The following is an 11,829-nucleotide window of genomic DNA, read 5'->3' as shown; positions in this document are numbered from 1 at the left end:
TACTTTTTCTTAGAAGATTTATGAGAAATCTCAAATTTTCCGATTTTCAGGAAAAAGCCACCCTTCTCCGTTTCAGTGGCTTTTCCTGTTTTGAAATCTACGGGGGTGTTTGTTTTTTCGGAGATAGTATTTGTAATGATCGGAATCGGATTTTTCATGTTCGAACTTCCGGCATTGGAAGCAAGATCTTTGCTTGGCGCTTTGTTCACATCATCATTCAGAGTTGGTGCAACGGGTTGTTTGTTGTCCTTCACTTCCGGCAAAATGGTCGGGTGATGCGGCTGAACTTTGTTGTTATCCGCCAATTGATTTTTCGGAGCTTCTGATTCCGGGATGATTTGCTTGTTCTGTTCTTTCGGAGAATCTTTCTGCGGCTGAATAGCCGGAGTATTCTTCTGAGCCATTGCCGGAACTTCTTCTGTGATGCGGTAATGCTCTTTTATTGCTTCAGGAGTAACAGTTTTTTCTGTTGCGGATTGATTTTTCGGAGCTTTTTTGTGTTCGTTATCTGCAACAGTAGTATGAGTATGGGCAGGATTTTCACTTCCTGTAGTACCATTACCACCCAATTGGAAGAACAAAATCAATATAGCAGCAGCACTGGTTACGGCAGCCATCAATCTCCAGGAAACAAAAGCAATTTCTTTGTGCTTCAGTTCTTCTTTTCCGTCATAAGGAACAGCGTGTGCTTCCAGGCGTGTTGCTTCGTAATCCTGAATTGTTTTTTGTGCTTCAGGATGTTTCGATAAATAAGTATTTAATTGCGTGTTTTCATTGCCGGACAATGCATTTTCAATCCTCCCGATCGCGAAATAGTCCAGGCTTTCTGCAGAAACAATACGATCTTCTTCCTTTTTCAGCAATTCTTTTTCCAGTGGAGAAAGCAATTCCGGAGCATCGTCAAGAATAATCAGCTCTTCATCTTCCAAACGCAATTCCGGATGGGTGTCTAAAAACTCTTCAAGCGCCATACGCTCGGAGTCGGAAAGATTTCCCTCCAGGTAATCCAAATAGTAGGATTCGTAATTGTCGATATGAATGAGTTTTTTCATGCTACTAATTCTGTTGATTTCAGATAATTCTTCAAGGTTTGTCGCGCTCTGAAAATATATACTTTCACCTGCGATTCGTTCAATGAAGTAATGTCTGCTATTTCATTGTAATTGTATCCTTCATAATCTCTCAGCAAAATCACCGTTTTTTGAATTTCCGGCAACCTGTTTACTGCTTCCTGTAAGGTTTTTTGAACATCAAACAGATGGCTCAATTGCTCATCTTGCTTGACATCCTGTCCGTCATAACTGCTCGTTCTCTTTTCTTTTTTTAATGTATCTACCAACTGGTGGTAAGCCGTCGTAAACAAATAGGATTTTGCTTTCGACGCGTCAATGCTCTCATGTTTTTCCCAAACTTTTGAGAATGTGTCCTGGATAATGTCTTCGGAAAGCATTCTGTTTTGGGTGTGTTTCACTACAAACCGAAATAAATTATCAGCATACAATTCAACCGCCTCGTTGTATTCTTTTCTAGTCATGTAGTCGTTTAACAGTCGTAAGACCATTTCATGCCAATAAAGTTACAGCACTTTTGAACGATTTTTAAAATTATTTTTGAACAGCTTGTTTTTTAGATGGTTATAGCTATATTTTTGCTTGAAATTTAATGCCAACTGATATGAAACTAATTGTTGTTTTGTTCTTGACTGCGTGCAGTTTTTCCTTTTCAAGAGCCCAGTGTGATGCCGATGTGCGGGAAGCTTTCGGTGGAGTTTCGTCGATTACGGTTTACAACACATACATCACAATTGGTGCCATTGCAGATGCTTATGTGAATGATGTTTACAATTCAGACCGGGTAAAAGAATTGATGGGTGAACAGGTGAGTATGCTCCAGGCGGTGATTGATATGCTGGCAAAATGCCGTCAGGTAAAAAGCAACGGACTTTCGGCAGATGATGTACTGTATGTTCAGGAGTTGATAGATTGCATGACCTCTCTGAAAAAAGAAGCACAAGGATTAAGTGATTATTCGGCTACAAAAAGTGAAGAAGCTCAGGACAGATACAATGTCAACCGCGATAAAGCCTGGAGTCAGATATCAGCCTTATTAGGGCTTGAGAAGTAATTACAATTTTGTAATCCTTTTCCGGGAAGTACCATTCCATGTGCTTACTTCAAAAATATAGTTCCCGGAAGGAAAGCCGGAAATATCCATTGTTCCTTTAAAAATTCCTTTTTCAGATGAGATGAGTTGCCCCATTGAATTGCAGATAGTAATTTGAACGATTTCCTGATCAGAAGTGATCGACACAAAACTAGTCGCAGGATTCGGATAAATCGAAAGACTGTTCTCACTGTTTTCAGAAAGAGATAAAATCGTGCTTTTGTGGTAAGCGATAGTTCCGCCGACAGCCGACCAGATAAATTCAGGTGCAGGGTTGAAATCGAGGTTTCCGATAGCTACTTCATTGACCATTTGGCTGTTGTTTTCATACAAGAATTGTTCTCCGCCAAAGGTTTCGTTTCCCTGGTTGTAAAGTACACGAACCTTGTTGGAATAAGCCATGTAAAGATCCTGAAAACCGTCCGCATCCGCATCAATTGATTGCATGGAACGGATCGCAGCGGAATTGAATAGCGTTCCTTCCAATTGAAAGGTTTCATCTCCGTTGTTGGTATAAAGCTTCACGTCTCCGGTAGAATGCTGAATGATCAGGTCTTTAAATGAATCATTATTGATATCGACTACATGAACCAGGGTAGAAATAAACACTTCGGAAGTAAAAGTCTGCGGAGTAAAATGCCCGGTTCCGTCGTTGTAGTAGATTACACCGCCAATGGTTTCTGCAGTGATGAGATCGGTGTGATCATCATTGTTCATGTCTGCCGCTTCGAGATATATACATTCCAATACATTCGGTGAAGTTTGAGTAGTCAGAATGGCTTCTTTCGTGAAAAGCGCTGATCCGTTGTTTCGGTAAAAATCAATGGAATGTTGCCCGATTACCGCCATGTCCTGGCTTCCGTTGTGATCAAAATCTTGCATGACAATCTCATTCAGGAAGAAAATTCCCGAATCCACTTCCTGTTTGATGAAATTCCCGTTTCCGTTGTTGAGATAAATAAATACTTGTCCGTTTGTTTGAGCTACGCTCGCAAGGTCAACCAGTTGATCTCCGTTCAGATCGCCCGAAACGATAGAAACGGGGTAGGAAGCATCGGGATCAATGGTAGTTTTTGCTGAAAAAAATCCGTTTCCGTCGCTGGAATAATAAGCGATCTGGTTCACATTGAATGCCTGTGCAATAATGACTTCATTGAGATTGTCATTGTTTAAATCAGCAGTAATAATCCGTTTGATTCCCATAGATGCAGCTGAATTGTCGATCATCTGAGCAGGCCCGAATTGTGAAAATCCGGTCAGTGAAAAAAGGAGGAATAAGAGAAGTAAGCAGTTTTTCATAGTTCGAATAGTGTCTGATGAACGAGTTTGTTTCATAGATGCAATTTGTTCAATTAGTTGGAAAAAATTTACTTTTGAGAAGTAAAGTACGTTTAACCGATAAAATCACCGTATGCAATTCAATTTGAAAAAAGCGCTTTCAATCGTCGCAATTCAATGTATCTGTGGATTCATCTCAATCCAGGCTTTCGGGCAGGAAAATGAACCTGCTAAAACTTCAAAAACACCGCATTATGATGTTATTGAGGATGTGGCGGAATTTCCCGGGGGATCTTTCGCTTTTCGAAAGTATCTTATTGAGAACATGAGGTATCCTCAGGATGCTTTAGATAGAGGAATTACCGGAAAGTGTTATGTTAGTTTTGTTGTGGACACAAATGGGATTTGTACTAACTTTAAAATAATAAAAGGTATTCCTGATTGTCCGAGCTGTGATCAGGAAGCTTTTCGTTTAGTAAGGCAGATGCCAAAATGGAAACCTGGTTTGCGTAATGGTAAACCAATTGAAACATTGTATAGAGTCCCAATTGTTTTTAAAGCTTACTAGTACTTTTTAGCGATCAACAGGATGTATTTCAACTTCATTAAATTCGGTTTAATTTTTACCTTGATCATGTTTTATTTTCAATCCCTTTCTTAGGTTTCACTTAAACCTAAGCAATAGGCTAAAGAATTGGGACTGTGTGTAGAAATGATTTATGACCCGGCTGATGTGGGTGTTCCTGCGGAATATCCTGGATGAAAGTCTTCGTTGCTGCACTTCCGATTTCGTTTGAGTTGTAGATCTCTTTTACCCGAAGAATTTTATATGGAAGAAGAAAGGGACACGATGTATCGCGTCCCTTTCTGTTATTTTATTTCTTGTTGAATTTTAAAACTCAAACGTTTCCATAAACTTGGTAGTGAAATTTCCTTCGTTGAATTGAGGATCTTCCATTAGTTTTTGGTGGAATGGAATGGTAGTTTTGATTCCTTCGATGATGTATTCATCCAAAGCACGTTTCATTTTCAGAATGGCTTCCTCACGTGTTTGAGCAACTACAATCAATTTTCCGATCATGGAGTCATAATTCGGTGGAATCGTGTAACCGGCGTAAGCATGTGTATCAATTCTTACACCATGTCCTCCCGGTGAATGGTAGCTGGTGATTTTCCCCGGAGACGGACGGAAATCAGCATATGGATCTTCTGCGTTGATACGACATTGGATTGCGTGCATTTGTGGATAGTAATTTTTACCTGAAATTTTCTCTCCGGCAGCAATTTTGATTTGTTCTTTGATCAAATCGTAATTGATTACTTCTTCCGTAATGGTATGCTCCACCTGGATACGTGTATTCATTTCCATGAAGTAGAAATCGCGGTTCTTGTCAACCAAAAATTCTACTGTTCCAACACCCTCGTAATTTACAGCCTTCGCAGCTTTAATAGCAGCCTGACCCATTCTCTCACGTAATTCGTCCGTCATGAATGGAGATGGAGTTTCTTCCACTAATTTTTGGTGACGACGTTGGATGGAACAATCACGCTCAGATAAGTGACATACGTTTCCGTATTGGTCACCAGCAACCTGAATTTCGATGTGACGTGGCTCTTCAATGAATTTCTCCATATAGATTCCGTCATTTCCGAATGCCGCAGCTGCTTCCTGACGAGCTGAATCCCAAGCTGGTTCCAATTCTTCTTCATTCCAAACGATACGCATTCCTTTTCCACCACCACCTGCGGTAGCTTTCAGGATGACAGGATATTTGATTTCAACTGCAGTTTTACGTGCGTCATCCAAATCTGCCAACAATCCTTTGGATCCCGGAATACATGGAACACCTGCTGCAATCATGGTTGCTTTTGCAGTTGCTTTATCACCCATTCCTGCAATTTGCTCCGGCAAAGCTCCGATAAACTTGATGCCGTGTTCCTGACAAACACGCGAGAATTTTTCATTCTCAGACAAGAATCCGTATCCCGGGTGAATTGCGTCGGCGTTCGTGATTTCTGCTGCTGCAATAATATTTGCGATTGACAAATAAGATTTATTACTGGCAGGAGGTCCGATACAAACTGCTTCATCAGCAAAACGCACCGGTAAACTTTCTTTATCCGCAGTAGAATATACTGCTACCGTTTTGATTCCCATTTCTTTACATGTACGAATGACACGCAAAGCAATTTCGCCACGGTTGGCAATGAGTATTTTTTTGAACATAAAATCGTGTTTAATGAGTAACTGGTTGTTCTATTTTAGAAACAACTGTCAATTAAGCAGGATCTACCAGGAATAATGGTTGATCGTATTCAACTGGTGTAGCGTCGTCAACCAACACTTTCACGATTTTCCCTGAAAATTCTGCTTCGATTTCATTGAACAATTTCATTGCTTCGATGATACAAACAGTTTCCCCTTTGTTGATCGACTGACCAACGCTTACGAAAGGATCTTTATCCGGACCTGAAGAACGGTAGAAAGTACCGATCATCGGAGATTTTACAGTAATAAGTTTCGAATCCTCAGCTGGAGCAGATTCAGTTACTGCAGGAGCTGCAACTTGTGCAGGAGCCGCCGCCGCTTGAGCAGGAGCTGCTACCATTTGCGGAACAACCGGAGCTGCTGCTTGAACGATGATTGGAGAATCAGATTTTTTACTCTCGGATTTAATCGTGATTTTAAAGTCTTTTTGCTCAATTTCTACTTCCGTAACACCTGATTTTGCTACAAACTTAATTAAGTCTTGGATTTCGTTCAGATTCATATCAGTATAATTTATAAAGTTGTTTTTTCGATTATTATTTAAGAGTTATAAGCCCATTTCAAATAGATAGCTCCCCAGGTAAACCCGCCTCCGAAGGCAGATAAAATCAGGTTGTCACCTTTTTTCAATTGTTTTTCCCAATCCCACAAACAAAGCGGTAATGTACCGGCAGTTGTGTTTCCGTAACGTTGAATGTTGATCATTACTTTTTCTTTCGGAACACCCATTCGGTCTGCTGTTGCATCAATGATCCGAAGATTTGCCTGATGAGGTACCAACCAATCCACATCATTCGGAGTCAGATTGTTTCGTTCCATAATTTCAGCAGAAACTTCAGCCATATTCGTTACGGCAAATTTAAATACTTGCTTTCCTTCTTGTTTTACAAAGTGCAGGCGCTGATCAACCGTTTCATGAGTAGGAGGATTTACAGAACCTCCTGCAGGTTGATACAAATATTGTCTTCCGGCACCATCGGAGCGCAGAATAGCATCCTGAATTCCTAAGCCTTCCGTATTTGGTTCCAATAAAACAGCACCACCACCGTCGCCGAAAATAACGCAAGTTGTGCGATCCTCGTAATCCAGGATAGCACTCATTTTGTCGACACCGATCACGATTACTTTTTTGTGCTTTCCGGATTCGATGAATCCCGCACCTGTTTGTAATCCGTAAATGAATCCGGAGCATGCTGCGATCAAATCGTAACCCCATGCATTTTTAAGCCCCAGCTTGTCGCAAACAACATTGGCTGTTGAAGGGAAAGGATAATCAGGAGTGACTGTAGCCAAAATAACCAACTCGACATCCAAAGGATCGGTGTTGGTTTTCTCCAAAAGTCCCTTCACTGCAGCAGCAGCGATATCTGAACAAGCGCCTTCACGAAGGATGCGTCGCTCTTTAATTCCGGTTCTTGATGTGATCCATTCGTCGGAAGTATCAACAATTTTAGCTAAGTCGTCATTTGTTACCACTTCCTCCGGAAGATAGCCACAAATGCCTGTTATCGCTGCAGTGATTTTACTCATTTTATTGATTAAAAGCTTCGTTAATGTTTTGTGTAAGATCTGATTTGGCTACCTCGTAGGAGTGTAGTAGCATACTTTTTACAGCTTTATCGTTCGATATTCCATGACCGATAATTACATTACCCTTCACCCCCAAAATAGGAGTTCCACCATAATTTTCGTAATTAAAACGATCGAAATATTCGTCACGAATGCCTCTTTTACGCATCAGTGTATAGATTCCTTCGGCTTGCTTTAAAGCAATATTTCCGGTAAATCCGTCACACACGACCACGTCGGCCATACCTGTAAATAAATCACGACCTTCAATGTTTCCAATGAAATTAATTTCATCCGATTCCGCCATTAATTTATGAGCAGCAATCGTCAATAAATTTCCTTTGGTTTCTTCTTCTCCGATATTCAACAAGCCGATTCTTGGTTTATCAACACCATAAACACTTTTAGCGTAAAGGCTTCCAAGGACTGCAAACTGATAGAGAACATCAGGTTTGCAATCAGCATTGGCACCAACGTCCAAAAGAATGGAGTTTTTGCCGTCAACTGTTGGTAATACGGAGGTAATACACGGACGAATAATTCCTGCTATGGTGTTGATCTTATAGATCGCACCAACAAGCATTGCACCGGTATTCCCGGTACTTGCGAAAATATCGATATCCTTCCTGGCAAGCAAGTCAAAACCAACCGCGATACTGCTATGCGGTTTGTTCGGAATTGCACGCGTGGGATGGTCGTGCATCGTGATGACATCCGGAGCATGAACAATGTCATAAGCATCCGCAGTTTCATTCAACGCGTTAAGGCCACTCAAGATTTGATCTTGGTCGCCAATCAACACGAGACGCACATCCTGAGGAAGTTCTTTTCTAGCAAGTACAGCACCGGCTATGTTAGCGTCAGGTGCAAAATCACCGCCCAAAATATCAATTCCTATCTTCATCAGGAGGAATGTTTAGTAAAAGCGAATTAAATCGCTACTTCTTTCTCAGCTACTACTCTTCCTTTGTAGTACAATTTGCCTTCATGCCAGTGTGCATGGTGGAACAAATGTGGTTGCCCGGTTGTAGGACAAGTTGCAATATTCTTCGCAATTGCTTTAACGTGAGTTCTTCTCTTATCACGGCGTGTTGTCGAGATTCTGCGTTTTGGATGTGCCATTTTTACTTATTTATTTCAATCGTTAATTCAAATTTTTTAATGCAGACCATCTTGGATCTATGGGTTTGTCGTTGTCGTCGTCCGGATCTGAATCGTCATCATCACCTCCTTCTTCGTCATCTTCCCAGTCTCCGTCACTGTCCTCATCGTCTTCCCAATCTTCCTCATCGTCCCATTCGTCGTTATCGGGTTCGTTTGCATTCACAATGTACTTGTTATACAAATCCATTACTTCTTCGTTGCATGCTCCTTCCGGATGAATTCTTCGGGCCGGTAATGAAATAACCAATAACTCATAAATCGGTGCTGAAACATCCAGTTCAAAAGTTTCAGGGTGAAGAATCACTAAATTCTCGTCTTCCGAAACTTCCGTTCCAAATTTATAAACAATGCGGTAGTCGCCATGAATCCGGACTTCCATCGGATCGTTACAACGATCACACGGAGTGTCTACAGTTCCTGAAAGCGAAAATTCCGCAATCATCATTGTTTCCTTCTTTTCAAATGCAAGTTCTACGTGAACATTTGCATCATCAATCAGCGTGTTTTCAACACCTTCAAAGAACGATTTGTGAATGTCGAACTCATAGCGATGTGTCCCTATTTTCAACCCGATAAATTGGATTACGAACTCATTCGAAGATTTCTTCACTACACAAAAATTGGAGGGCAAAGGTAGAAAAAATAAACGAATAGATGTTCATAAACCATTTAAATTCATCTAAATTTTATTTTTTCATGTTGTATTTTATTCCTATACTGATGTTTGACATCGTCGAAAATCAGCTTTTCTACTCAATTTCATGTTGTCTGTCTCCTTTTTTACGGTGGTGGGCAGACTCCTGAATTTGCAATGGATTTGCGCCGGCATCTTTTAAAAACTTACGTGTTTTGAAAATATCCATTGCCAGGTAAATCGCACTTCTCATGGATTGAGAATTCGCTTCGTTTTTCCCTGCAATGTCAAATGCGGTTCCGTGATCGGGTGAAGTTCTCACAATCGGAAGTCCGGCCGTATAATTCACTCCGTCTTCAAAAGCGAGTGCTTTAAATGCCGCCAATCCCTGGTCGTGATACATCGCTAAAACAGCGTCATACTGACCGCGCATCGGGCTGCCGAAAAACCCGTCGGCCGGGAAAGGACCGAATGCAAAAATATCTTCATTCTTGGCAAGATTAATTGCCGGAGTAATCGTTTCAGCCTCTTCATTGCCCATTTTTCCGTTTTCACTTGCGTGCGGATTTAAACCGAAAACGGCAATTTTCGGACGTTGAATTCCGAAGTCTTTTTTCAGGCTGCTGTCCAGTTCTTTAATCTTCGCAAGAATTTTCTCACGCGTTAATGCTCCTGAGACGTCTTTTAAGGGCAAATGAGTCGTTACCAGGGCCACGCGAAGCGATCCGCTCACCATCATCATCAAAGCTTCTTCCTTGCCTGCTAAATGAGCCAAATATTCGGTATGTCCCGGAAACTGGAATCCCGCTTTTCCGATTGCTTCTTTTGAGATCGGTGCTGTGACCAGGATGTCGATTTTTCCGGAGGCCAAATCTTCTGTTGCACGCTCCAGGGAAAGGAATGCATATTTTCCGCTGGTTTCCGTTCCTTTTCCTAAGTCAAACTGAACTTCTTCATTCCATACATTGACAATATTGATCTTGCGGTTAACCGCTTCGGTTGCCGATTTGCAGGTTTGATAATTGAATTCCGGCTCGTTGAGTGCTTTCTTGTGAAAGGAGATTGTTTTGGAAGATGCATAAATAATCGGTGTGCAATCCAATAATAAGCGATTATCCGCCAATGATTTGATCACTACTTCCGGTCCGATTCCGTTGATGTCTCCAATGGAAATTCCTACGCGAATGGGAATTGCGCGACCTTCTTCCTTGATTTTTTCTTTCTCTTTTTCCATCTTATGAAAGTCGTTTTAAGAAGTTGATCAATAAGCGGATTCCGGTACCTGTTCCTCCAAAACCTTTGTAATCCTGAGGTTTGTCTAAAAATGCCGGTCCGGCAATATCCATATGGATGTAAGGCGCTTTCACGAAATGCTCCAGGAATTTCCCGGCTGTAATCATTCCGGCATAACCGCTTCCGATGTTGTTCAGATCTGCAATTTTGGATTTCATTTCGTCATAATAGTCGTCCCAGAATGGAAACTCAACCACACGTTCGTGTGTTTCCATTCCTGCTTCGTTCAACTGATTGAAATATTTTTTGTCGGCATTTCCCATAATGATGGATGCCCTTGAACCAATTGCGCGCACAGCTGCTCCGGTTAAAGTTGCTGCGTCGATCACCAATTCCGGTTTGTATTTGTCGGCATATGCCAATGCATCCGCTAAGATCATGCGTCCTTCAGCGTCGGTATTCAAAACTTCTACGGTTGTTCCGTCATACATCGTGATGATGTCGCCCGGTGCGTATGCATTCAATCCCGGACGGTTATCCGTTGCGGGAATCAACCCGATCAGATGAACTGGCAATTCCATCATTGCAGCAGCGTAGATTGTTCCTGCCATACAAGCTGCTCCTGCCATATCAGATTTCATAGAATCCATTGAACCGGCAGTTGGTTTTAAACTCAAACCTCCGGTATCGTAAACAACTCCTTTTCCTACCAGGACGATTGGTTTTTTATTGCTTGGTTTTTTCGGTTTGTATTCAATAATGGTGAAAGTGGGCGGATCTACCGAACCTTTGTTTACAGCGAGTAAACCTCCCATTTTCAATGCTTCAATTTTGGATTTTTCCAATATGGTTACGGAAAATGAAGCTTCTTTTCCTTTTTCTTCAATGGATTCTGCCAATTGCGTGGCATTCAATCCGGAAACAGGTTCGTTTACCAGGTCACGCGCCCAGAATACAGCTTTCAACGTTGCGGAAAGTTCCGAAATGGCAGCTGCGGTGATTTTTGCTGAAAAATCAATGGTTTCCAGGGCAAATTTTTCTTTCGCAGCTTCTTTCCGGTATCTCAGGTACTGATAACAGGAAAGTGCAAAACCTTCTGCTGTCAGTAAGCTGTTTGACTTCCCACCGTCGATAAAAATGCTTTTTACTTCTTTGGGTAAAACTCCACGGAGCTTGTTTCCCATTACGCGTTGTTTTTCATCGCTTGCCTGGTCTTTGATAAACACAAAGTGTTTTCCTTTCAGGGGTAAATGAAGAAACTGAGCATCTTCGTTTTTGTGAAATAATTCCAATTCTTCGGAAACTACTTTCGGAAGTTTTGTTTGTGTTTCCATTTTTTTCCCAACAAGGACAACGAGGCCTTCTTGCTGGTCGAACACAGCGGATGTATTAAAATTCATATGGATCGAATTATGTGAGTCGTAAAGATAAGAAAAAGCGTCAGCTTTTGAAGACTGAATCACGACAAACGTCAGTGCGGAAGTGATGAAGGATAAGCGTCAGCTTTTGAAGACTGAAT

At 41.4% G+C, this 11,829-nt stretch carries 13 protein-coding genes; 2 read left to right on the top strand and 11 right to left on the bottom strand.

The window, feature by feature from the left end; genetic code table 11:
* Positions 1–1,052, bottom strand: a 1,052-nt coding sequence (locus Q1V93_RS02240; protein ID WP_300660839.1) for a hypothetical protein, incomplete at its 3' end; no start/stop codon positions are given.
* Positions 1,049–1,534 carry an RNA polymerase sigma factor gene (locus tag Q1V93_RS02235; RefSeq protein ID WP_300660837.1) on the bottom strand — a complete coding sequence of 162 codons (486 nt, stop codon included), beginning with the start codon at positions 1,532–1,534 and terminating at the stop codon, positions 1,049–1,051. The genes Q1V93_RS02240 and Q1V93_RS02235, both read right to left, overlap by 4 nt.
* Positions 1,535–1,674: 140 nt before the next feature.
* Between Q1V93_RS02235 and Q1V93_RS02230 the strand changes: the two genes are divergently transcribed.
* Positions 1,675–2,124 (top strand): hypothetical protein, encoded by a 450-nt coding sequence (locus Q1V93_RS02230; RefSeq protein WP_300660835.1) that lies wholly within the window; start codon positions 1,675–1,677, stop codon positions 2,122–2,124.
* On the opposite strand, the gene Q1V93_RS02225 is transcribed toward Q1V93_RS02230, so the two are convergent.
* Complete coding sequence (locus tag Q1V93_RS02225; RefSeq protein WP_300660833.1) at positions 2,125–3,462, bottom strand: T9SS type A sorting domain-containing protein; 1,338 nt, start codon at positions 3,460–3,462, stop codon at positions 2,125–2,127.
* A 112-nt stretch (positions 3,463–3,574) separates the two neighbouring features.
* Between Q1V93_RS02225 and Q1V93_RS02220 the strand changes: the two genes are divergently transcribed.
* Entirely contained in the window at positions 3,575–4,009 is a 435-nt protein-coding gene (locus tag Q1V93_RS02220) for an energy transducer TonB (protein ID WP_300660831.1), read from the top strand.
* Positions 4,010–4,333: 324 nt separating this feature from the next.
* Here the strand turns inward: Q1V93_RS02220 and accC are convergent, their stop codons facing one another.
* The 8 genes from accC to Q1V93_RS02180 form a co-directional block, all read right to left on the bottom strand.
* Complete coding sequence (accC, locus tag Q1V93_RS02215; protein WP_300660828.1) at positions 4,334–5,668, bottom strand: acetyl-CoA carboxylase biotin carboxylase subunit; 1,335 nt, start codon at positions 5,666–5,668, stop codon at positions 4,334–4,336.
* Between the two features lie 52 nt (positions 5,669–5,720).
* Positions 5,721–6,212 carry an acetyl-CoA carboxylase biotin carboxyl carrier protein gene (accB, locus tag Q1V93_RS02210; protein ID WP_300660826.1) on the bottom strand — a complete coding sequence of 164 codons (492 nt, stop codon included), beginning with the start codon at positions 6,210–6,212 and terminating at the stop codon, positions 5,721–5,723.
* Positions 6,213–6,250: 38 nt separating this feature from the next.
* Entirely contained in the window at positions 6,251–7,240 is a 990-nt protein-coding gene (locus Q1V93_RS02205) for a beta-ketoacyl-ACP synthase III (protein ID WP_300660824.1), read from the bottom strand.
* 1 nt (position 7,241) lies between these two features.
* Entirely contained in the window at positions 7,242–8,183 is a 942-nt protein-coding gene (gene plsX, locus Q1V93_RS02200; RefSeq protein ID WP_300660823.1) for a phosphate acyltransferase PlsX, read from the bottom strand.
* Between the two features lie 26 nt (positions 8,184–8,209).
* Positions 8,210–8,401, bottom strand: coding sequence for a 50S ribosomal protein L32 (gene rpmF, locus Q1V93_RS02195; protein WP_013686016.1), 192 nt, complete (start codon positions 8,399–8,401; stop codon positions 8,210–8,212).
* Between the two features lie 22 nt (positions 8,402–8,423).
* Positions 8,424–9,053: a DUF177 domain-containing protein gene (locus Q1V93_RS02190; protein WP_300660821.1), complete on the bottom strand. Its 630-nt coding sequence runs from the start codon at positions 9,051–9,053 to the stop codon at positions 8,424–8,426.
* A gap of 139 nt (positions 9,054–9,192) precedes the next feature.
* Positions 9,193–10,311 (bottom strand): 4-hydroxythreonine-4-phosphate dehydrogenase PdxA, encoded by a 1,119-nt coding sequence (gene pdxA, locus Q1V93_RS02185; protein WP_300660819.1) that lies wholly within the window; start codon positions 10,309–10,311, stop codon positions 9,193–9,195.
* A 1-nt stretch (position 10,312) separates the two neighbouring features.
* Positions 10,313–11,644 (bottom strand): leucyl aminopeptidase family protein, encoded by a 1,332-nt coding sequence (locus tag Q1V93_RS02180; RefSeq protein ID WP_300660817.1) that lies wholly within the window; start codon positions 11,642–11,644, stop codon positions 10,313–10,315.
* Positions 11,645–11,829 lie beyond the last annotated feature (185 nt).

This window comes from Fluviicola sp. (assembly GCF_030151805.1).
Lineage (GTDB): Bacteria > Bacteroidota > Bacteroidia > Flavobacteriales_D > Crocinitomicaceae > Fluviicola.
This window is presented reverse-complemented; position numbering and strand designations above follow the sequence as displayed.